Source organism: Streptomyces sp. NPDC007189 (genome assembly GCF_040703635.1).
Classification (GTDB): Bacteria; Actinomycetota; Actinomycetes; order Streptomycetales; family Streptomycetaceae; genus Streptomyces.
Window position 1 is genome coordinate 272,979 of sequence record NZ_JBEYEY010000009.1, and the last position, 21,804, is coordinate 294,782.

The window sequence follows — 21,804 nt, forward strand, 5'->3', positions numbered from 1 at the left end:
GGCCGTTCGCGCAGTTCCCCGCGCCCCTAGGGGGTTGCAGCTGCCCTGCGTCACCAACCCCGGACCACCCACCACACCCACCCCCACCGAGGTACCCCATGCCCAGACCCACCCGCAGAACCGTCCTGACGGCCACTGCCGCCACCGCCGCCCTGCTCACCCTCCCCACCGGCGCCTACGCGGCCGCCCCGGCACAAGAAACGTACCGTTGGCGCAACGCAGTCATCGGCGGCACCGGCTTCGTCACCGGCATCCTCTTCCACCCCACCATCCCCGGCCTCGCCTACGCCCGCACGGACATCGGCGGCGCCTACCGCTGGGACGCCCGCGCCGCCCGCTGGATCCCCCTCACCGACCACCTCGGCTGGGACGACTGGAACCTGCTCGGCGTGGAGGCGATGGCCGTCGACCCGGCGCACCCCGACCGCCTGTATCTCGCCCTCGGCACCTACGCCCAGCCCTGGGCCGGCAACGGAGCCGTCCTGCGCTCGGAGGACCGCGGCGCCACCTGGGCCCGTACCGACCTGGCGGTGAAACTGGGCGCGAACGAGGACGGCCGCGGCACCGGCGAACGCCTCCTCGTCGACCCCCGCGACAGCGACACCCTCTGGCTCGGCACCCGGCATGACGGGCTCCTCAAGTCCGGCGACAGAGGGGAAACTTGGGAGACGGACACCGGTTTTCCGCCCGCTCCCACCGCCACCGGCCAGGGCGTCACCCTCCTCGTCGCCGCGGGGCGCGCCGTCTACGCGGGCTGGGGCGACGCGGACGGCACCGCCCCCCACCTGTACCGCACGACCGACGGCACCGCCTGGGAGCCCGTACCCGGACAGCCCGGCGGTGTCTCGGCCAAGGTGCCGATCCGCGCCGCCTACGACCGGCACGCCCGTGAGCTGTACGTGACGTACGCGAACGCGCCCGGACCCAACGGCCAGACCGACGGCAGCGTGCACAAGCTGGACGTCACCACCGGCGCCTGGACCGACGTCACCCCGGCCGCCCCGCAGGACGCCGACACCTTCGGGTACGGCGGCGTCGCCGTGGCCGCCCACCGCCCCGGCACCGTCGTCGTCTCCACCAACAACCGCTGGTCCGCGGTGGACACCCTGTACCGGAGCACCGACGGCGGCCGCAGCTGGGTCTCGCTGAAGGACACCGCCGTCCTGGACGTCTCCGAGACGCCCTACCTGAAGTGGGGGGAGGCCGAGCCCAAGTTCGGCTGGTGGATCCAGGCCGTCGCCGTCGACCCGTACGACCCGGAGCACATCCTCCACGGCACCGGCGCCACCGTCTACGGCACCCGGGACCTGCGCACCTGGACCCCGGTGATCCGCGGCCTGGAGGAGACCTCGGTCCGTCTGCTCCTCTCTCCGCCGGTCGGTGAGGCCCATCTGCTCAGCGCGAACGGGGACATCGGCGTGCTGTACCACGACCGGCTCACCGCCTCCCCGGCGCGCGGCATGGCCACCGACCCCGTCTTCGGCACGGCGACCGGACTCGCGCAGGCCGCGGCGCGGCCGTCGTACGTCGTGCGCACCGGATGGGGCGATCACGGCAACGGCGCCTTCTCCACCGACGGCGGGCGGACCTGGGCGCCCTTCGCCGGCCAGCCCGAGCTCGCCAAGGACGCCCCGGGGCCCATCGCCGTCAGCGCCGACGCCGGTGTCCTGCTGTGGACCTTCGTGGCCGGGGACGGCACCGCCCACCCGGCCCACCGCTCGGCGGACGGCGGGGCGAGCTGGGCCGAGGTGGCCTCGTACCCGAAGGGCGCCACTCCGGTCGCCGACCCGGTCGATCCGGGGACCTTCTACGCCTACGACACCGCCGGCGGCACCCTGCACGCCAGCACCGACGGCGGCCGTACCTTCGCCGCCCGCGCGACCGGGTTGCCCGCCGGGGACAGCCAGTACCAGCTCGCCGCCGCGCCCGGACGCAGCGGGGACCTGTGGCTGAGCGCCAAGGGGAACGGGCTGTACCGGTCCACCGACGGCGGCGCCACGTTCGGCAAGGTGGGCAGCGCCTGGGCCGCCCACACCGTCGGCTTCGGCAAGGCCGCCCCGGGCGCCGACTACCCGGCGGTCTACCTCGTCGGCGCCACCGGCACCGTCACCGCCGTGTACCGCTCCGACGACCAGGCGAGGACCTGGAGCCGCATCAACGACGACGCCCACCAATGGGGCTGGACCGGGCAGGCCGTCACCGGCGATCCGCGCCTCCACGGCCGGGTGTACCTCGCCACCAACGGACGCGGCATTCAGTACGGGGACCCGGCATGACCCCGGCCCTCGCCGACGCCACCCGGGGCCGCATCCTCTTCGGCGGCGACTACAACCCCGAGCAGTGGCCGGAGGAGACCTGGCAGGACGACGTACGGCTGATGAAGGAGGCGTCGGTCACCTCCGTCACGGTCGGCGTCTTCTCCTGGGCGAAGCTCGAACCGGAGCCGGGAGCACGGGAGTTCGGCTGGCTCGACCGGCTGATGGACCTCCTGCACGCCCACGGCATCGGGGTCGTCCTCGCCACTCCGACGGCCTCGCCGCCGCCGTGGATGGGCCGGCTGCACCCGGACACGCTGCCCCGCGACGCCGACGGGCGGACCGAGGGGTGGGGCGGCCGGCAGCACTTCTCCCACTCCAGCGCCACCTACCGGCGCTACGCCGCCGCCATCACCGAGGACCTGGCCGCCCGCTACGGCAGCCATCCCGCCCTCACCATGTGGCACATCAACAACGAGTACTGCACCGCCGACTACGGCGACGAGGCCGCCGCCGCCTTCCGCCGCTGGCTCCGCGAGAGGTACGGCACGCTCGACGCCCTCAACTCCGCCTGGGGCACCGCCTTCTGGAGCCAGGGATACGACACCTGGGACGGCATCCTGCCGCCGCGCCACGCGCACTACCTGAAGAACCCCGCCCAGGTGCTGGACTTCCGCCGCTTCACCTCCGACATGCTCCTGGAGTGCTTCACCGCAGAACGGGACATCGTCCGCCGGCACACCCCGCACACACCGGTGACCAGCAACTTCATGCCGCTGTGGATCGGCCAGGACGGTTGGCGCTGGGCGCGGGAGGAGGACGTCGTCTCCGTCGACCTGTATCCCGATCCGCGCGATCCGCTGGCCGCGCAGCGCGCCGCCCTGGTGCAGGACCTCACCCGCTCGCAGGCCCGCGGCCCGTGGATGCTGATGGAGCAGGCGGCCGGACCGGTCAACTGGCGCGGGGTGAACCATCCCAAGCCGCGCGGCCTGAACCGGCTGTGGTCCTTCCAGGCCGTCGCCCGCGGCGCCGACGCCGTCTGCTACTTCCAGTGGCGCCAGTCCCGGCAGGGCGCCGAGAAGTTCCACTCGGGGATGCTCAGCCACGCGGGGGAACAGGGCCGTACCTATCAGGAGGTACGGCGGCTCGGCGCCGAACTCGCCGCTTTGGGCGAGGAGGTGGCCGGACGGCACAGTGTGAGCGACATCGCCGTCCTGCACGACTGGCACTCCTGGTGGGCCGGTGCGCACGAGGGGCGGCTGTCCACCGAGGTGGATTACCCCGAGGTGCTCACCGCCTGGCACCGGGCGCTCTGGGAGTCGCAGCTGGCCTGCGACTTCGCCCACCCGGAGGACGACCTGTCCGGGTACCGGCTCGTCGTCGTCCCGCAGCTGTACCTCCTCACCGACACCGCCCTGGACAACCTCGTGGCGTACGTCCGCGGCGGCGGCGCCCTGGTCTGCGGCTTCCTCACCGGCGTCGCCGACGAGGACGACCGGGTCAGGCCCGGCGGCATGGACGCCCGGCTGCGCGAGCTGTTCGGCATCCGCGTGCTGCACGAATGGTGGCCGCTCGAGGCGGGGCAGACCGTGGAGTGCGAGGGGTTCCGCGGCACCCTGTGGTCGGAGGAGATCGAGCCGGAGCCCGGCGCGGCCGAGACCGTGCCGTACCGGGGCGGTGAGCTGGACGGGCTGCCCGCCGTGCTGCGCCGGGGCCGCGCCTGGTACGTCTCCACCCTGCCCGAGCCGGAGGCGCTGCGCGCGCTGCTCGCCTCCATCGCCGCCGAGGCCGGGGTGCGACCGCTGCTGGAGGGACTGCCGGCCGGGGTGGAGGCGGTGCGCCGGGGCGAGCTGCTGTTCCTGCTGAACCACGGGCGGGAGCCGGTCACCGTGGAGGTCCCGGGCAGCCCGAGGGACCTGCTCGGCGGCGGAAGGGTCACCGGTTCGGTCACCCTGGACCGCTACGGCGTGGCGGTGCTGCGGCCATGAGCGGCGGACCGCGCCACGGCACCTGGGAACCGGCCCCGGCCGGCCGCTGGGAGGACGCCTTCCTGACCGGGAACGGCCACCACGGCGCCCTTGTGTCCGGTGATCCGAACGACGACCGGGTCATCGTCACGCACCACACCCTGGTCCGTCCCAACGGCGGCGAGTACGCCGAGCCGCCCCGCCTGGCCGCCCAACTGCCCCAGGTTCAGGACCGGTTGCTCGCCGGGGACCTCACCGCCGCCGAGGACTTCACCGACGGCCGCCCCCTGCAGTGGGTGCAGCCCTTCCATCCGGCCTTCCAGGTACGGCTGCGCAGGCCCGGCGGCTGCGGCCCCGGATACCGCCGGGCCGTCGACTTCGCCACCGGTGAGGTCACGGCCGCCTGCGCCGAGTGGCACAGCCGGGTCTTCGTCTCCCGCGCCGACGACGTGATCGTGCACGAGGTCACCGCCGCCGGCCTCGACATCGGCCTGGACCACAGGCTGCCCGGTGCGCCCGCCGGGCTCCGGGTCGGCCACGGCGCGCTGCTCACCCCCGAGGGCGCCCTGCTCAGCCTGCGCGCCCGCTACCCGGACAGCGACCGCGCCTACACCGGCGTGACCCTCGTCGCCGCCGACGGCGGCCGCACCGAACTCCTCCCGCCGGGCGTCCGCGTCACCGGCGCCCGCACGGTCCTGCTCCTGACCCGGGTGCACCGGCACACCGGCGAGGTGGACGTGGCCGCCGAGGCCCGACGGCTCCAGGACCTCCTGACCGGCACCGGACACGCCACCGGGCGGCCGTACGACACGCTCCTCGCCCGCCACCTGGAGCGGCACGGCAGCGCGTACCGGCGCGTGACGCTGGACCTCGGCGCCGATCCGGCCGAGCGCGCCCTGCCCGGCTCCGAACTGCTGAAGCGCCCGCACAGCCCGGCCCTGCTGGAACGGCTCTTCGCCGCCGGCCGCTACCACCTGCTGAGCAGCAGCGGCCTCAACCCGCCCCGGCTCACCGGGCTGTGGACCGGCGACTGGGACACCGCCTGGTCCGGCGCGTTCACCACCAACGCCAACCTCAACCTGCAGACCGCCTCCGCACCGGCCGCCGCCCTGCCCGAGGTCACCGAGGCGCTGGCCGCCTTCGTGACCCGGCAGCTGCCGGACTGGCGGACCAACGCCCGCGCGATCTTCGGCGCCCGCGGCGCCGTCGCGCCCTCGCACACCGACGGCGAGTCGGGGCTGACGTACCACTTCAGCCGCGAGTACCCGCTGCACCTGTGGACGGCGGGCGCCGACTGGCTGCTCAAGCCGCTGGTCGACCACGACGAGATCCGCGGCGCCCGCGATCCGCGCACCGCCGCCGCGCTCGCCGAGACGGCCCTGTTCTACGAGGACTTCCTCACCCGCACCGACGACACGGGCCACCTCGTGGCCGTCCCCTCCTACTCGCCCGAGAACCGCCCCGCGAACGGCGGCTGGGGCGCACTCAACGCCGCCATGGACCTCTCCGCCGCCCGCCACACCCTGCTCACCGCCGCCCAGTACCACCCCGAACACGCCGACCGATGGCGGGCGTTGGCGGACCGGCTGCCGCCGCACCGGATCAACCAGGACGGCGCGCTGGCCGAATGGGCCTGGCCCGGCCTGGAGGACACCTACGACCACCGCCACCTCAGCCACCTCTACGGCGTCTGGCCCCTGGACGAGATCACCCCCTACGACACCCCCGGCCTCGCCAGGGCCGCCCGGCGCGCCCTCGACCTGCGCGGCGCCGAGAACCACTCGGCCCACGGCCATCTGCACCACGCCCTCGTCGCCGCCCGCCTCGGCGCGCGCCACCGGGCCGCACGCGCCCTGCGCCACGTCCTCGACGGCGACTACTTCCACGCCTCCCTGATGAGCGCCCACTACCCCCACCGGGACGTCTACAACGCGGACGCCGCGCACACCCTGCCCGGCGTCCTGATCGAGATGCTCGTCCAGTCCGCCCCGGACCGGCTGGTCCTGCTGCCCGCGGTGCCGGACGGCTGCCCGCACGGCGAACTGCACGGCGTGCGCACCCGGTTCGGCGCGGAGCTCGACCTGAGCTGGACCCCGAACGGCGCCCGGGCCGTCCTCAGGCCGACCCGCACCCACCGCATCGACCTGCGGACTTCCTCCGGCACCCGACCGCTCGACCTGGTCGCCGGAGAAGACCGCGTCCTCACCCTGGAGACGCGGTGACCCCTCGCACCATCCCCCCACCCATGGAAGGGACACCATGGCAACAAGCACACTCCGCAGGGTCGCCAAGGCCCTGATCGCCCCGGCGCTCGCCCTCGGCGCCACCGCCGGCCTCGCCTCGGCGCCCGCCTCCGCCGCCGTCTGGTCCTCCTGCGACCAGTGGGCCAGCACCACGCTGAACGGCTACACCCTGTACAACGACATCTGGGGCTCCGGCGCCGGCACCCAGTGCATCTGGGCCAACTCCGGCACCAACTGGGGCGTCAACGCCAACCATCCCAACACCGGCGGCATCAAGTCCTACCCCAACGCCAAGAAGGTGATCAACAAGTCGGTCACCTCACTGTCGTCGCTCAGCAGCAGCTACAACGTCACCGTCCCGTCGTCCGGCGCCTACGAGACGGCGTACGACATCTGGGACACGAACTACAAGTACGAGATCATGCTCTGGGTCAACAAGACCGGCGCCGTCGGCCCGCTCGGCACCTCCCAGGGCACGGTCACCCTCGGCGGCTCCACCTGGACCGTCTACAAGGGCAACAACGGCTCCAACGACGTCTTCTCCTTCGTCCGCAGCTCCAACTCCGGCTCCGGCACGGTGAACATCCTGCCGATCCTGAAGTGGATCAAGGACACCAAGGGCTGGTTCGGCGACGTGACCATCGGTGACCTCCAGTTCGGCTTCGAGATCACCTCCTCCGCCGGCGGCCTGGACTTCACCGTCAACAGCGAGAGCGTCAGCAGCAGTTGAGCGGACAGAAAGGCGAGGCATAGGGGGCCGGTCCCGCACGGGACCGGCCCCTTTTGTCCTCATTCCGCGATCGGCAGCTGCGCCCCGTCCCGCAGGAACAGCGGGATGCGGTCCAGCGGCGCGTCCACGGTGACCGCCGTACCGCCCTCGTACGTCTCACCCGTCCACGCGTCCGTCCAGCGGGCGCCCGCCGGGAGGTACGCCGTGCGGGCCGTGGCCCCCGCCGTCAGCACCGGGGCGACCAGCAGGTCCCGGCCGAAGAGGTAGGCGTCGTCCACCGACCAGGCGGCCTGGTCGTCGGGGAACTCCAGGAACAGCGGGCGCATCACCGGCAGGCCCTCCTCGTGGGCCTGGCGCATGACGTGAAGGACGTACGGCTTCAGGCGCTCGCGCAGCCGCAGGTACTTCTCCAGGATCGCGCCGGCCTCCTCGCCGTACGACCACACCTCGTTCGGGCCGCCCGTCATCTCCGGGCCCAGCGGCATGCCCGGGGCGCGGAAGCCGTGCAGGCGCATCAGCGGGGACAGCGCGCCGAACTGGAACCAGCGGACCATGACCTCGCGGTACGCCTCGTCATGCGGGTCTCCGCCGTGGAAGCCGCCGATGTCCGTGTTCCACCACGGGATGCCGGACAGGGCGGTGTTCAGCCCGGCCGCGATCTGGCGGCGCAGCGTCGCGAAGTCGGTGCCGATGTCACCGGACCACAGGGCCGCGCCGTAGCGCTGACTGCCCGCCCAGGCCGAGCGGTTGAGGGTGATGACCTCCTCGCCCTCGGCGCGCAGCCCGTCATGGAAGGTGCGGGCGTTCTCCGCCGGGTAGAGGTTGCCGACCTGCGGGCCCGGGCCCGCCCAGTACCGCAGGTTCTCCGCGAAGCCGGGCTTCAGCTCCGGCTCGCAGGCGTCCAGCCAGAACGCCGTGATGCCGTACGGGAGAAGGTAGTTGTCGCGGACCTTCGACCAGACGAAGGCACGGGCCTCCGGGTTCGTGGCGTCGTAGAACGCCACCTGGACGGTCGAGGCGACGCCTTTGTCCGGCCAGTCGGCGTGCGCCATCGGGCCGTACTGGGTGCCGATGAAGTAGCCGCGCTGCTCCATCACCGCGTGGTTCTCCGACAGCGGCGACACCGACGGCCACACGGACACCACCAGCTTGACGCCCAGTTCGTCCAGCTCACGAACCATCGCCGCCGGGTCGGGCCACTCCGCCGGGTCGAACTTCCACTCGCCGAGGTGGGTCCAGTGGAAGAAGTCGCACACGATCGCGGCCAGCGGCAGGCCCTGGCGCCTGTACTCCCGTGCCACGGCGAGGAGTTCGTCCTGGGTGCGGTAGCGCAGCTTGCACTGCCAGAAGCCGGCCGCCCACTCCGGCAGCATCGGCGCACGCCCGGTCACCGCGCTGTAGGCGCGCTGCCCGTCGGCCGGGGCGCCCGCCGTGATCCAGTAGTCGATCTGCCGGGCCGAGTCGGCGACCCAGCGGGTGCCGTTGCCGGCCAGCTCCACCCGGCCGATCGCCGGGTTGTTCCACAGCAGGGTGTAGCCCCGGCTGGACACCAGCACCGGCACGCTCACCTCGGCGTTGCGCTGCACCAGGTCCACCACCAGGCCCTTCTGGTCGAGCCGCCCGTGCTGGTGCTGCCCGAGGCCGTACAGCCTCTCGCCCTCGTAGGCGGCGAAACGCTGCTCCAGGCGGTGGTGACCGCCCCCGACCGCCGTGTACAGGCGCGGCCCCGGCCACCAGAAGTGGGCCCGCTCCTCGGCGAGCAGTTCGCCGCCGTCGTCGGTGCGCAGGAAGCGGAGCACGCCCTCGGCGCTCACCTCGACGGTCAGCGCGCCCACCGTCAGGAGCGCCTCGCCGTCGCCGGCCTTGACCGTGCAGTCCTGGGCCGGCGGGGAGTCGAGGAGCGCCCCGGGGAGTCCCTCGAGCACCGGGCCGCCGAGCCGGGCGCGCACCCGGACCGCGTCCGGGCCCCACGGCTCGATCCGCACCGTCTCCTGACGGCCGCTCCACTCCAGCGCCCCGTCCCGCTCGCGGAAGGTGCCGACGGTGGGGGAGGACTGGGCGAGGCTGACCTCGGGCTGCGCTGCGGCGGGCTCGTTCACGGCGTGCTCCTGACGTGCGGAGTGCATGGACAGGGAAAGCAGGCAGAGGTGTGCCCCGGGCGAGGAGGGAAGGGGCGTGACCGGTCGGCGCCGCGAGGGCCCGGCCGGGGTGTCTCAGGAGGCGGTCGGGGCCGGCCCCGAACTCGCCCGCACCGTCAGCTCGGGCGCGATCAGCACGACCTCGTCGCTGCCGCGCCCGTCCAGCTTGGCCACCAGATGCTCGACCGCGTACCGGCCCATCTCCTGCGCCGGGATGCCGACCGAGGTCAGCCGCACCGAGGCCTGCACGGCGACCTGGTCCGGGCAGATCGCCACCACGGAGACGTCCTCCGGCACCGCCCGGCCCTGTTGGCGCAGCAGCGCGAGCAGCGGCTCCACCGCCGACTCGTTCTGCACCACGAACCCGGTCGTGCCCGGGCGCTCGTCGAGGATCCGGGCCAGGGTCAGGGCCATCGCGTCGTAGCCGCCCTCGCACGGGCGGTGCAGCAGCCGTACGCCGGTTTCCCGGGCCCCGGAGCGCAGCCCGTCCAGGGTGCGCTCGGCGAAACCGGTGTGCCGCTCGTAGACGGCCGGGGCCTCGCCGATGACAGCGATGTCACGGTGACCGAGCCCCGCCAGATGCTCCACGCACAGGGCGCCGGTGGCACTCCAGTCCAGGTCGACGCAGGTCAGACCGGTGGTGTCGGCGGGCAGGCCGATGAGCACCGAGGGCTGGTCGTCGCCCGCCCCCGGCCTCGCCCGGGCGGCGGCGCCGCGGCGCAGCAGCGGCAGCCGCTCGTCCTCCAGCTCGACGTCCATGAGGATCATCGCGTCGGCCAGACCGCTGCCGGTCACCCGGCGCACCGCGTCCGGCCCCTCCTCGCCCGTGAGCAGCAGGACGTCGTAGCCGTGCGTGCGGGCCGTGGTGGCCACCGCGATGGCGATCTCCATCATCACCGGCACGTACATGTCGGTCCGCAGCGGGATCATCAGCGCGATGATGTTCGACCGTTTCCCGGCCAGGGCGCGGGCGCCCGCGTTCGGGTGGTAGCCCAGTTCCCGGATGCTCTGCTCTACCCGCTGCCGGGTGGTCGCGGAGATGGACCGCTTGCCGCTGAGGACATAGCTCACCGTGCTCGCCGAGACTCCGGCGTGCTGGGCTACCTCGGCGAGGGTGACCATCCGGGCTCCAAGCTTTGTGAAGCGCTTCGACTAACGCGCGTAACCGACGGGGTGGAGTGAGGGTGAGATCGACACTAGCCCTCGGCCGGGCGGGGTGTCCAGAGGCTGTCGAAGCGCTTCGACAGCTTTTCCCTGCGGGTCCGCGACCCGCAGGCAGCAGCAGTACCACACCCGCCGGCCGCCCCCGCGGCAGGGCTTTCGGCCGGATGGACGCGCGAGGGGTGGTGAGGCCGGCCGGTTTCGGGTACCAACGATCCAGTAGCACTGGTCGGTAGCGAACGATCCGTAATCATCCCTCTTCGCGGCGAGGTGAGCCTCATGTCCGCCCCCTCCACCCCACGCACCACCGTCACCGAGCGCGAGGCCCGTCAGGTGGCGGAGGCCGCCCGGCAGCAGGACTGGCACAAGCCCAGCTTCGCCAAGGAGCTGTTCCTCGGGCGCTTCCGGCTCGACCTCATCCATCCCCACCCGCTCCCGGACCCCGACAGCGTCAGCCGCGGCGAGGAGTTCCTCGCCAAACTGCGCGCCTTCTGCGAGTCCACCATCGACGGCGCCCGCATCGAGCGCGAGGCCCGCATCCCCGACGAGGTCATCGCCGGCCTGAAGGAACTCGGCGCCCTCGGCATGAAGATCGACCCCAAGTACGGCGGCCTCGGCCTCACCCAGCTGTACTACAACAAGGCGCTCGCCCTGGTCGGCTCCGCGAGCCCCGCCGTCGGCGCGCTGCTCTCCGCGCACCAGTCGATCGGCGTCCCCCAGCCGCTGAAGATGTTCGGCACCCAGGAGCAGAAGGACGCCTTCCTGCCCCGCTGCGCCCGCACCGACATCTCCGCCTTCCTGCTCACCGAGCCGGACGTCGGCTCCGACCCGGCCCGCCTCGCCACCACCGCCGTGCCCGACGGGGACGACTACGTCCTCGACGGAGTGAAACTGTGGACCACCAACGGCGTGGTCGCCGACCTCCTCGTCGTGATGGCCCGGGTGCCGAAGTCCGAGGGGCACAAGGGCGGCATCACCGCGTTCGTCGTCGAGGGGACCAGCGAGGGCATCACCGTCGAGAACCGCAACGCCTTCATGGGCCTGCGCGGCATCGAGAACGGCGTCACCCGCTTCCACCAGGTCCGCGTGCCGGCCGCCCACCGCATCGGCCCCGAGGGCGCGGGCCTGAAGATCGCGCTCACCACCCTCAACACCGGCCGGCTCTCGCTGCCCGCGATGTGCGCGGGCGCCGGCAAGTGGTGCCTGAAGATCGCCCGCGAGTGGTCGGCGGAGCGCGAGCAGTGGGGCAAGCCGGTCGCGCTGCACGAGGCCGTCGGCTCCAAGATCAGCTTCATCGCGGCCACCACCTTCGCCCTGGAGGCCGTCCTCGACCTGTCCTCGCAGATGGCCGACGAGGACCGCAACGACATCCGCATCGAGGCCGCCCTCGCCAAGCTCTACGGCTCCGAGATGGCCTGGAAGATGGCCGACGAACTGGTCCAGATCCGCGGCGGCCGCGGCTACGAGACCGCCGAGTCCCTCAGGGCCCGCGGCGAACGCGCGGTCCCGGCCGAGCAGATGCTGCGCGACCTGCGCATCAACCGCATCTTCGAGGGCTCCACGGAGATCATGCACCTGCTGATCGCCCGCGAGGCCGTCGACGCCCACCTCTCGGTCGCCGGTGACCTCATCGACCCCGACAAGTCCCTGTCCGACAAGGCCAAGGCGGGCGCGAACGCGGGCGTCTTCTACGCCAAGTGGCTGCCGAAGCTCGTCGCCGGACCGGGCCAGCTGCCCACGTCGTACGGCCAGTTCAAGCACGGCATCGACCTGTCCGGGCATCTGCGCTACGTCGAGCGCACCGCCCGCAAACTGGCCCGCTCCACCTTCTACGCCATGTCCCGCTGGCAGGGGAAGATGGAGACCAAGCAGGGCTTCCTCGGGCGGATCGTCGACATCGGCGCCGAGCTGTTCGCGATGAGCGCGGTCTGCGTCCGGGCCGAGTGGCTGCGCGGCCGGGGCGACCACGGCCGCGAGGCCTACCAGCTGGCCGACGCCTTCTGCCGGCAGGCCCGCATCCGGGTCGACGAACTCTTCGACCGCCTGTGGACCAACACCGACGACCTGGACCGCAAGGTGGTCAAGGCCGTCCTCGGCGGTGCCTACACCTGGCTGGAGGAGGGCATCCTCGACCCGTCCGGGGACGGCCCGTGGATCGCCGACGCGACCCCCGGACCGTCCGCCCGGGAGAGCGCGCGCCGCCCCTTCGGGGCCTGACGCGCTCACCCGCCCGCCGACCGGGCGCCTGGGGTCAGTGGCCCCAGGTGCCCTGGTTCACGGCGCAGGTCCAGCCCGAGCCGTGCAGGGTGAACTTCACCTTGTAGCTGTGGGTGTTGAGCAGATGCGTCCGCACCTTCACCCCGAGGCTCGCCTTCTTGTTCAGCGTCCCCGTGTACACGGTCACCGTCTTCGACGTCTTGTGGGTGACCTTGCCGCCCGTGGCCTTGGCCGTGCCGAAGCGGATGTTCGTCACGTCCGTGACCGTGAAGCTGACCTTCTTGAAGGTCTTCGTCGTGCTCTTGTTCTTGATGCCGAAGTACAGGCCCCCGTTGGTCACCCACCCGTGCGAGTCGATGTAGAAGCGGGACGGGTAGACCAGGTCGATCGGGCAGCCGGAGCCGGCCGGCGCCTGCGCGGCGGCGAACGCGCCCCCGGCGAGTCCGAGCTGAGCGGCGGTCAGCAGACCGGCCGTGGCCAGGACGGTCGTGGTCGTGCGCATACGGTTCAAAGCGGTGATTCCTCCCCCAATTTTTTCGCGCCCGTCGAGCCGGGCGCCTACGGAAGGATGCCATCACCGGCGGCGCGACACGCGGGAATTCAGCAGGACGCGACGCCTGTGTCCCCTGTCCGGGACCGAGACCCCACCCGCAACCTTCACTGATATTTTACAAGCGGACAAACGTTCCATCCGGCGACAAAAACGGTTCACGCACCCGCCCGAGGGACACCCTGTCCCCGCTGTCAGTGGATGCGGCAACAATGGGGGGATGACCGACAGCCCCGCCCATCCGGCACCCCTCGCCGATCCCCACCTCGTCTACGACCCCCTCGCGGCCGACGGCCCCAAGGACGTGGTGATCCTCGGCTCCACCGGATCCATCGGCACCCAGGCCATCGACCTCGTGCTGCGCAACCCCGACCGCTTCCGGGTCACCGCCCTGTCCGCGAACGGCAGCCGCACCGCCCTCCTCGCCGAGCAGGCGCACCGGCTGCGGGTGCGCACCGTCGCGGTCGCCCGCGAGGACGCCGTACCCGCGCTGCGCGAGGCGCTCGCCGCCGCGTACGGCCCTGGCGAGCCGCTCCCCGAGATCCTCGCCGGACCGGACGCGGCCACCCAGGTCGCCGCCTCCGCCTGCCACACGGTGCTGAACGGCATCACCGGCTCCATCGGCCTCGCGCCCACCCTGGCCGCCCTGCAGGCCGGCCGCACCCTCGCGCTCGCCAACAAGGAGTCGCTGATCGTCGGCGGGCCGCCGGTCAAGGAGCTGGCCAAGCCCGGCCAGATCATCCCGGTCGACTCCGAGCACGCCGCGCTCTTCCAGGCACTGGCCGCCGGGACGCGGGCCGACGTCCGCAAGCTGGTGGTGACGGCCTCCGGCGGCCCCTTCCGCGGCCGCACCAAGGCCGAGCTGGCCGACGTGACCGTCGAGGACGCCCTCGCCCACCCCACCTGGGCGATGGGCCCGGTGATCACGGTCAACTCCGCGACCCTCGTCAACAAGGGACTGGAGGTCATCGAGGCCCACCTGCTCTACGACATTCCCTTCGACCGCATTGAGGTGGTCGTGCATCCCCAGTCGTATGTCCACTCGATGGTCGAGTTCACCGACGGATCCACGATCGCCCAGGCGACGCCCCCCGACATGCGCGGGCCCATCGCCATCGGTCTGGGCTGGCCCGAACGGGTTCCGGACGCGGCGCCCGCCTTCGACTGGAGCAAGGCCTCCACCTGGGAGTTCTTCCCCCTGGACGACGAGGCCTTCCCGGCGGTGAACCTCGCCCGGCACGTGGGGCGGCTCGCGGGCACGGCCCCGGCGGTGTTCAATGCCGCCAACGAGGAGTGCGTCGCCGCCTTCCTGAACGGCGCGCTGCCCTTCAACGGCATCATGGAGACCGTCACCCGGGTGGTCGAGGAGCACGGCACCCCGGCCACGGGAACTTCCCTCACCGTGTCGGACGTCCTCGAAGCGGAGACCTGGGCCCGCGCCCGGGCCCGTGAACTCACAGCCACGACGGCGACCGCGGAGGCGCGTGCATGACGACCTTGATGTTCATCCTCGGCATACTGGTCTTCGCCGTCGGCCTCCTCGTCTCGATCGCCTGGCACGAGCTGGGGCACCTGTCCACGGCCAAGCTCTTCGGCATCCGCGTGCCGCAGTACATGGTCGGCTTCGGCCCGACCGTCTGGTCGCGGAAGAAGGGCGACACCGAGTACGGCATCAAGGCCATCCCGCTCGGCGGCTACATCCGCATGATCGGCATGTTCCCGCCCGACGAGAAAGGCCGGGTCTCCGCCCGCTCCACCTCCCCGTGGCGCGGCATGATCGAGGACGCCCGCTCGGCCGCCTTCGAGGAACTGCAGCCCGGTGACGAGACCCGCATGTTCTACACGCGCAAGCCGTGGAAGCGCGTCATCGTCATGTTCGCCGGACCCTTCATGAACCTGATCCTCGCGATCGGCCTGTTCTTCACGGTCCTGATGGGCTTCGGCATCCAGCAGCAGACCACCACGGTCGCCTCGGTCTCGCCCTGCGTCATCGCGCAGAGCGAGCACCGCGACAGCTGCAAGAAGGCCGACCCGGCGTCCCCGGCCGAGGCCGCCGGCATGAAGAAGCGCGACAAGATCGTCTCCTTCGCCGGCCGGCCCACCAAGGACTGGAACACCCTGTCCGACCTGATCCGCGACAGCGCCGGCAAGACCGTCCCGATCGTCGTCCAGCGCGACGGCAGGCAGCTCACCCTGCACGCCACGATCGCCACCAACCAGGTCGCCAAGAAGGACTCCAGCGGCCAGTACGTCCAGGGCAAGTACGTCAAGGCCGGCTTCCTCGGCTTCAGCGCCGCCACCGGCGTCGTCCACCAGGACTTCGGCCAGTCCGTGACCTGGATGACCGACCGGGTCGGCGACGCCGTCGACTCCCTCGCCGCGCTGCCCGGCAAGATCCCGGCCCTGTGGGACGCGGCCTTCGGCAACGCCCCGCGCCAGCCGGACTCCCCGGTCGGCATCGTCGGCGCGGCCCGCATCACCGGCGACATCGCCACCCTCCACATCCCCGCCTCCCAGCAGGTGGCGATGTTCGTGATGCTGCTCGCCGGCTTCAACCTCTCCCTGTTCCTGTTCAACATGCTCCCGCTCCTCCCGCTCGACGGCGGCCACATCGCGGGCGCCCTGTGGGAGGCACTGCGCCGCAACGTGGCCAGGGTCCTGCGCCGCCCGGACCCGGGCCCCTTCGACGTGGCGAAGCTGATGCCGGTGGCGTATGTGGTGGCCGGGATCTTCGTCTGCTTCACGCTCTTGGTCTTGATCGCGGACGTTGTTAACCCGGTGAAAATCTCATAGCCGTACGACGTTCAAGGCGTCCTGGACGGTCATGTTCCGGGCCGCCTTCCATCGGGTGGGTTTACCGGGTGGGATGTGCTCGGGCCGAGGCCCGTGCCGTAATCTCGAAGCCTGGAGCCCGCCCGACGACGGGACCGGACCTTGATCCACGACTTGGGGTTGCACAGCAGATGACTGCGATTTCTCTCGGCATGCCGTCCGTTCCGACCAAGCTCGCCGAGCGCCGGAAGAGCCGGCAGATCCAGGTCGGAAGCGTGGCGGTCGGCGGGGACGCGCCCGTCTCGGTCCAGTCGATGACGACGACCCGTACGTCCGACGTCGGCGCCACCCTGCAGCAGATCGCCGAGCTGACCGCGTCCGGTTGCCAGATCGTCCGCGTGGCCTGTCCCACGCAGGACGACGCCGACGTCCTGGCGACCATCGCCAAGAAGTCCCAGATCCCGGTCATCGCCGACATCCACTTCCAGCCGAAGTACGTCTTCGCCGCCATCGAGGCCGGCTGCGCCGCGGTCCGCGTGAACCCGGGCAACATCAAGCAGTTCGACGACAAGGTCAAGGAGATCGCGCGGGCCGCCAAGGACCACGGCACCCCGATCCGCATCGGCGTCAACGCCGGCTCCCTCGACAAGCGCCTGCTGCAGAAGTACGGCAAGGCGACCCCGGAGGCGCTGGTCGAGTCCGCGCTGTGGGAGGCGTCCCTCTTCGAGGAGCACGACTTCCGGGACATCAAGATCTCCGTCAAGCACAACGACCCGGTCGTGATGATCGAGGCCTACCGCCAGCTCGCCGAGCAGTGCGAGTACCCGCTCCACCTCGGCGTGACGGAGGCGGGCCCGGCGTTCCAGGGCACGATCAAGTCGGCGGTCGCCTTCGGCGCGCTGCTCTCCCAGGGCATCGGCGACACGATCCGGGTGTCCCTGTCGGCCCCGCCCGTCGAGGAGGTCAAGGTCGGCCTCCAGATCCTCCAGTCGCTCGGCCTGCGCCAGCGCGGCCTGGAGATCGTCTCCTGCCCGTCCTGCGGCCGCGCCCAGGTCGACGTCTACAAGCTCGCCGAGGAGGTCACCGCGGGCCTGACCGGCATGGAGGTCCCCCTCCGCGTCGCCGTCATGGGCTGCGTGGTCAACGGCCCCGGCGAGGCCCGCGAGGCCGACCTCGGCGTCGCCTCCGGCAACGGCAAGGGCCAGATCTTCGTCAAGGGCGAGGTCATCAAGACCGTCCCCGAGTCCAAGATCGTCGAGACCCTCATCGAGGAGGCCATGAAGCTGGCCGAGCAGATGCAGGACGAGGGCGTGGAGTCGGGCGAGCCGTCGGTGTCGGTGGCCGGCTGAGCTTTTCGGCTTTCGTGAGTCCCGTCACCGCCAGGTGGCGGGACTTGCTGGGCAGGGAAGCCCGGGCTGCCGGGTAGAAGAAGCCCACCTGGACGTCGTCCTGCTGGGCCGTTCTGACCCAGAAGCGTTCCACAAGCCCTCGGGGTAAAGTTCCGGGACCAGCAGAACCCCAGGGTGAGGCCCCCGCACGTGTTGACCCAGACGACCTCTCGGGTGCTCGAACCGAGTGACCTTGACGCCGCGCTCGCCGTCCTCGACCGCGAGCCGGTCGCGAACGCCTTCGTGACCTCGCGGGTGCGGGTGGCCGGCCTCGACCCGTGGCGGCTCGGCGGCGAGATGTGGGGCTGGTACGAGGACGGGATGCTCACGTCCCTGTGCTACGCGGGCGCCAATCTGGTCCCCGTGTGCGCCACCCCGCGCGCCGTCCGCGCCTTCGCCGACCGGGCCAGGAGGGCCGGCCGCCGCTGCTCCTCCATCGTCGGCCCCGCCGATTCCACCGCCGCGCTGTGGAGCCTGCTCGAACCCCACTGGGGCCCCGCCCGCGAGGTCCGCGCCCACCAGCCGCTGATGGTCACCGACCGCATGCCCGCCGACATCGCCCCGGACCCCTATGTCCGCCGCGTCCGCAAGGACGAGATAGAGACGATCATGCCGGCGTGCGTGGCGATGTTCACCGAGGAGGTGGGCGTCTCGCCGCTGGCGGGTGACGGCGGGCTGCTGTACCAGGCGCGCGTCGCCGAACTCGTCGGCTCCGGCCGCTCCTTCGCCCGCCTCGACGAGCACGGCAAGGTCGTCTTCAAGGCGGAGATCGGCGCCGCGACGCACCACGCCTGCCAGATCCAGGGCGTCTGGGTGGCCCCCGAGTACCGGGGGAGGGGCCTCGCGGCCCCGGGCATGGCAGCCGTCCTGCGGTACGCGCTCGCGGACGTGGCGCCGGTCGTCAGTCTCTACGTGAACGACTTCAACACCGCGGCCCGCAGGACGTACAGGCGAGTGGGCTTCCAGGAGGTCGGCGCCTTCATGAGTGTCCTGTTCTGAGGCCCCTGTACGCTCCCGGCATGGACCTCGTGATCGGCCCCCTGGACCTCGCAGCCCACGTCGACGAGGCCCTCGCTGTCCAAGCCGTCGCCTTCGGCCTGGGCCCGGACGAGGTCGCCGTACGCCGCCAGATCGTCCAGCGCCACATGCAGTTCCCGGGCGCGCGGGCCCTCGGCGCGACCGCGGGCGGCCGTCTCGTGGGGTTCGTGTACGGCATGCCCAACTCCCGCACCCACTGGTGGTCCACCGTCGTGGAGCCCTACCTCCGCGCGGCCGGCAACGACTACTGGCTGGACGACTCCTTCGTGATCACGGAGCTGCACGTCCACCCCGGCCACCAGAACCGCGGCATCGGCCGGCGCCTGATCACCACGATCACCGACACGGCCGACGAACCCCGCTCGATCCTCTCCGCGATCGACACCGACAGCCCCGCCCGCGGCCTGTACTTCTCCCTCGGCTACGTCGACCTCGCCCGCCAGGTCCACTTCCCGAGCGCGCCGAAGCCGTACGCGGTCATGGGCGCCCACCTGCCCCTGCGCCGCAAGTAACCCGTGCGCCATAAGCAAAGCCGGGACGAATACGATTTCCACCGGCGCAGCCCGCCCGGCTAACCTCCTATGCCATCACCTAATCCCGGCAGGAGTACGACAACCATGGCGAACGCACCGGTCCAGCGCATGTCCCAGTTGATGGCGAAGACCCTGCGCGACGACCCGGCGGACGCCGAGGTCCTCAGTCACAAGCTCCTGGTCCGCGCCGGCTACGTCCGCCGCACCGCCGCCGGCATCTGGAGCTGGCTGCCCCTCGGCATGAAGGTCCTGTCCAACGTGGAGCGGATCGTCCGCGAGGAGATGGACGCCATCGGCGCCCAGCAGGTCTCCCTCCCCGCCCTGCTGCCGCGCGAGCCCTACGAGGCGACCGGCCGCTGGGACGAGTACGGCCAGGAGCTGTTCCGGCTCAAGGACCGCAAGGGCGGCGACTACCTCCTCGGCCCCACCCACGAGGAGATCTTCACCCTCCTGGTCAAGGACCAGTGCACGTCCTACAAGGACCTGCCGGTGATCCTCTACCAGATCCAGAGCAAGTTCCGGGACGAGGCCCGCCCCCGCGCCGGCATCCTGCGCGGCCGTGAGTTCCTGATGAAGGACTCGTACTCCTTCGACCTGGCGGACGAGGGCCTCGCCCAGTCCTACGCCCTGCACCGCCAGGCCTACCAGCGCATCTTCGAGCGCCTCGGCCTGGACTACCGCATCTGCGCGGCCACCGCCGGCGCCATGGGCGGCTCGAAGTCCGAGGAGTTCCTGGCCCCCGCCGAGGCGGGCGAGGACACCTTCGCGGACTGCCCGAACTGCGACTTCGCCGCCAACACGGAGGCGATCAGCTACACCCTGAAGCCGGTGGACGGCTCGGCCGTACCGGCCCTGGAGGAGATCCCGACCCCCGACACCCCGACCATCGAGACCCTGGCCGCCTCCCTCGGCGTCCCCGCCTCCGCCACGCTGAAGAACCTGCTGGTGAAGGTGGACGGCGAGATCGTCGCCGTCGGCGTCCCCGGTGACCGCGAGGTGGACCTGGACAAGGTCGAGGCGCACTTCGCCCCGGCGGTCGTCGAGATGGTCACCGAGGCGGACTTCGCGGGCCGCCCGGACCTGGTGCGCGGTTACGTCGGCCCGCAGGGCCTGGGCGAGAAGGTGAAGTACATCGCCGACCCGCGCGTGGCCCCCGGCACCTCCTGGATCACCGGCGCCAACAAGGAGCACACGCACGCGAAGAATGTCGTCGCCGGCCGTGACTTCGAGGTCGACGCGTACGTCGACGTCGTGGTCGTGCAGGAGGGCGACCCCTGCCCGAAGTGCGGCACCGGCCTGAAGCTGGACCGCGCGATCGAGATCGGCCACATCTTCCAGCTGGGCCGCAAGTACACCGACGCCCTCAAGCTGGACGTCCTCGGCCAGAACGGCAAGCCGGTCCGGGTCACCATGGGCTCCTACGGCATCGGCGTCTCCCGCGCGGTCGCGGCCATCGCCGAGCAGAGCGCCGACGAGCACGGCCTGGTGTGGCCCAAGGAGGTCGCCCCGGCCGACGTGCACGTGGTCGCCGCCGGCAAGGCCCTGCAGACCGAGCTGGCCCTCGACGTCGCCGAGAAGCTGGCCGCCGCCGGCGTCCGCGTCCTGGTGGACGACCGGGCCGGCGTCTCCCCGGGCGTGAAGTTCACCGACGCCGAGCTGATCGGCGTCCCGCAGATCCTGGTCGCCGGCCGCCGCTCCGGCGAGGGCGTCCTGGAACTGAAGGACCGCAAGACCGGTGAGCGCGAGGAGCTGACCGTCGAGGAGGCGATCGCCCGCCTGACGGCCTGACAAGGGCAGCAGCGCATGGAAAGGCCCCCTGAGACCGGCAGCGGTCTCAGGGGGCTTCTCGCGTGGTCACAGGGCCGCCCGCCCGCCGCTCACAGCCAGCCCGCGAACTCCAGCAGCAGCTCCCCGTCCTTCGGCCGCCCCACCCGCAGCGCGCGCACGCCCGACTCCACCGCCCGGAACAGGGTCCAGCCGCGCAGGCGGTCCTGGTCCACCTCCAGGGACTCGGCGAGGCGTTTGATGCGGCGGCGGGTCGTCGCCGGGCCGGAGGGGGCCGCGATCAGGTCCTCCACGCGGTCGCGCACCAGCCGCGCCAGGTCGAACGCGCACTCGCCGACCACCGGATCCGGCCCCACCGCGAGCCACGGCATCCGCTCCCCGGCGAGCACCTTGCTCTGCCGGAACGTCCCGTGCAGCAACTGGTGCTCGGGCGGGCCGGCGACCAGCTCGTCCCGGGCCGCGAGCGCCGCGTCGACCAGAGGCGCCACCTCGGGCTCGGCCTCGGCGCCCGCCCGCATCGCCGCCGCCTGCCGCCCCGTGCGCTCCGCGACCGTCTCGAAGACGTGACCGGCGGGCGGCTCGACCCACAGCCGCCGCAGCGTCCCCGCGGCCTCCAGCAGCGCCTTCGCCTCCGGCAGCGACCGCACCGACACATCCGGGTGCAGCCGCTCCAGCAGCAGCACCCCTTCCTCCGCGCCGTCCTCCAGCAGCTGTACGGCGCCCAGGCCGCCCCAGTGCGCCAGCGCCGCGCGCTCGCTCTCCGGGCGGGCCCGGGGCGGGGCCAGTTTCAGCACGGCAGGGGTACCGTCCGGGCGCCGAACCAGCACCACCAGGCTGCTGCGGCCGCCCGGCACCTGCACCCGCTCCACGGTCAACTCGCGCGCGGCCACGGCCTGTTCGGCGACCACGGGCAGCCGGGCCAGCCAGTCGTCCCCGTCCGGCGCCGTCTCACCGAGCGCCCGTACCAGGCGCGGCGGCGGTTCGAAAGCCATGCGCGAGTCGTTCCCTTCCGGTCCGGGTCCTGTCG

15 protein-coding genes are annotated in these 21,804 nt (G+C 72.0%); 11 read left to right on the forward strand and 4 right to left on the reverse strand.

The features are described 5' to 3' along the window. Positions 1-98: 98 nt before the first annotated feature. From AB0950_RS20740 to AB0950_RS20755, 4 genes are read left to right on the forward strand one after another with little or no spacing between them, the layout of a single operon-like run. Entirely contained in the window at positions 99-2,276 is a 2,178-nt protein-coding gene (locus AB0950_RS20740) for a 1,4-beta-glucanase (protein WP_366779148.1), read from the forward strand. Continuing rightward, a complete protein-coding gene (locus AB0950_RS20745; RefSeq protein ID WP_360152753.1) occupies positions 2,273-4,243 on the forward strand; it encodes a beta-galactosidase in 1,971 nt (656 codons plus the stop codon). Before AB0950_RS20740 ends, AB0950_RS20745 begins: the two co-directional genes overlap by 4 nt. Then, positions 4,240-6,444, forward strand: a complete 2,205-nt coding sequence (locus tag AB0950_RS20750) for a glycoside hydrolase N-terminal domain-containing protein (protein ID WP_366779149.1) — start codon at positions 4,240-4,242, stop codon at positions 6,442-6,444. Before AB0950_RS20745 ends, AB0950_RS20750 begins: the two co-directional genes overlap by 4 nt. A 37-nt stretch (positions 6,445-6,481) precedes the next feature. Next, positions 6,482-7,195, forward strand: a complete 714-nt coding sequence (locus tag AB0950_RS20755) for a hypothetical protein (RefSeq protein ID WP_360152759.1) — start codon at positions 6,482-6,484, stop codon at positions 7,193-7,195. Positions 7,196-7,254: 59 nt separating this feature from the next. Here AB0950_RS20755 and AB0950_RS20760 read toward each other — a convergent pair whose 3' ends face one another. Further along, on the reverse strand, positions 7,255-9,294 hold the full coding sequence (locus AB0950_RS20760) for a glycoside hydrolase family 31 protein (RefSeq protein ID WP_360572633.1): 2,040 nt from the start codon (positions 9,292-9,294) through the stop codon (positions 7,255-7,257). Between the two features lie 114 nt (positions 9,295-9,408). Next, the gene (locus AB0950_RS20765; RefSeq protein WP_360152768.1) at positions 9,409-10,455 is read right to left on the reverse strand and encodes a LacI family DNA-binding transcriptional regulator; all 1,047 of its coding nucleotides are present in this window, start codon (positions 10,453-10,455) and stop codon (positions 9,409-9,411) included. 318 nt (positions 10,456-10,773) lie between these two features. On the opposite strand from AB0950_RS20765, the gene AB0950_RS20770 reads away from it, so the two are divergent. Then, entirely contained in the window at positions 10,774-12,711 is a 1,938-nt protein-coding gene (locus AB0950_RS20770) for an acyl-CoA dehydrogenase family protein (protein WP_360572631.1), read from the forward strand. Positions 12,712-12,745: 34 nt separating this feature from the next. Here AB0950_RS20770 and AB0950_RS20775 read toward each other — a convergent pair whose 3' ends face one another. Next, entirely contained in the window at positions 12,746-13,213 is a 468-nt protein-coding gene (locus AB0950_RS20775) for a hypothetical protein (protein WP_366779150.1), read from the reverse strand. Positions 13,214-13,481: 268 nt separating this feature from the next. Between AB0950_RS20775 and dxr the strand changes: the two genes are divergently transcribed. The 6 genes from dxr (at position 13,482) to AB0950_RS20805 (ending at position 20,780) form a co-directional block, all read left to right on the forward strand. Beyond that, on the forward strand, positions 13,482-14,753 hold the full coding sequence (dxr, locus tag AB0950_RS20780) for a 1-deoxy-D-xylulose-5-phosphate reductoisomerase (RefSeq protein WP_366779151.1): 1,272 nt from the start codon (positions 13,482-13,484) through the stop codon (positions 14,751-14,753). Next, a complete protein-coding gene (locus AB0950_RS20785; protein ID WP_360152780.1) occupies positions 14,750-16,054 on the forward strand; it encodes a site-2 protease family protein in 1,305 nt (434 codons plus the stop codon). Before dxr ends, AB0950_RS20785 begins: the two co-directional genes overlap by 4 nt. 170 nt (positions 16,055-16,224) lie before the next feature. Further along, positions 16,225-17,382: a flavodoxin-dependent (E)-4-hydroxy-3-methylbut-2-enyl-diphosphate synthase gene (ispG, locus tag AB0950_RS20790; protein ID WP_360152783.1), complete on the forward strand. Its 1,158-nt coding sequence runs from the start codon at positions 16,225-16,227 to the stop codon at positions 17,380-17,382. 189 nt (positions 17,383-17,571) lie between these two features. After that, positions 17,572-18,420 carry a GNAT family N-acetyltransferase gene (locus AB0950_RS20795; protein WP_360152786.1) on the forward strand — a complete coding sequence of 283 codons (849 nt, stop codon included), beginning with the start codon at positions 17,572-17,574 and terminating at the stop codon, positions 18,418-18,420. A gap of 20 nt (positions 18,421-18,440) precedes the next feature. Further along, positions 18,441-18,971, forward strand: coding sequence for a GNAT family N-acetyltransferase (locus AB0950_RS20800; RefSeq protein WP_360152789.1), 531 nt, complete (start codon positions 18,441-18,443; stop codon positions 18,969-18,971). Positions 18,972-19,076: 105 nt separating this feature from the next. Next, positions 19,077-20,780, forward strand: coding sequence for a proline--tRNA ligase (locus AB0950_RS20805; RefSeq protein ID WP_360152791.1), 1,704 nt, complete (start codon positions 19,077-19,079; stop codon positions 20,778-20,780). A gap of 89 nt (positions 20,781-20,869) precedes the next feature. Here the strand turns inward: AB0950_RS20805 and AB0950_RS20810 are convergent, their stop codons facing one another. Next, the gene (locus AB0950_RS20810) at positions 20,870-21,769 is read right to left on the reverse strand and encodes an aminoglycoside phosphotransferase family protein (protein ID WP_360572627.1); all 900 of its coding nucleotides are present in this window, start codon (positions 21,767-21,769) and stop codon (positions 20,870-20,872) included. Positions 21,770-21,804 lie beyond the last annotated feature (35 nt).

Bases quoted from the DNA above. Each gene is read 5' to 3' on its own strand.
- dxr (WP_366779151.1), top strand. From the start codon at position 13,482: ATGACCGACAGCCCCGCCCATCCGGCACCCCTCGCCGATCCCCACCTC.
- AB0950_RS20755 (WP_360152759.1), top strand. From the start codon at position 6,482: ATGGCAACAAGCACACTCCGCAGGGTCGCCAAGGCCCTGATCGCCCCG.
- AB0950_RS20770 (WP_360572631.1), top strand. From the start codon at position 10,774: ATGTCCGCCCCCTCCACCCCACGCACCACCGTCACCGAGCGCGAGGCC.
- AB0950_RS20750 (WP_366779149.1), top strand. From the start codon at position 4,240: ATGAGCGGCGGACCGCGCCACGGCACCTGGGAACCGGCCCCGGCCGGC.
- AB0950_RS20740 (WP_366779148.1), top strand. From the start codon at position 99: ATGCCCAGACCCACCCGCAGAACCGTCCTGACGGCCACTGCCGCCACC.
- ispG (WP_360152783.1), top strand. From the start codon at position 16,225: ATGACTGCGATTTCTCTCGGCATGCCGTCCGTTCCGACCAAGCTCGCC.
- AB0950_RS20745 (WP_360152753.1), top strand. From the start codon at position 2,273: ATGACCCCGGCCCTCGCCGACGCCACCCGGGGCCGCATCCTCTTCGGC.
- AB0950_RS20785 (WP_360152780.1), top strand. From the start codon at position 14,750: ATGACGACCTTGATGTTCATCCTCGGCATACTGGTCTTCGCCGTCGGC.
- AB0950_RS20765 (WP_360152768.1), bottom strand. From the start codon at position 10,455: ATGGTCACCCTCGCCGAGGTAGCCCAGCACGCCGGAGTCTCGGCGAGC.
- AB0950_RS20810 (WP_360572627.1), bottom strand. From the start codon at position 21,769: ATGGCTTTCGAACCGCCGCCGCGCCTGGTACGGGCGCTCGGTGAGACG.
- AB0950_RS20805 (WP_360152791.1), top strand. From the start codon at position 19,077: ATGGCGAACGCACCGGTCCAGCGCATGTCCCAGTTGATGGCGAAGACC.
- AB0950_RS20800 (WP_360152789.1), top strand. From the start codon at position 18,441: ATGGACCTCGTGATCGGCCCCCTGGACCTCGCAGCCCACGTCGACGAG.
- AB0950_RS20775 (WP_366779150.1), bottom strand. From the start codon at position 13,213: ATGCGCACGACCACGACCGTCCTGGCCACGGCCGGTCTGCTGACCGCC.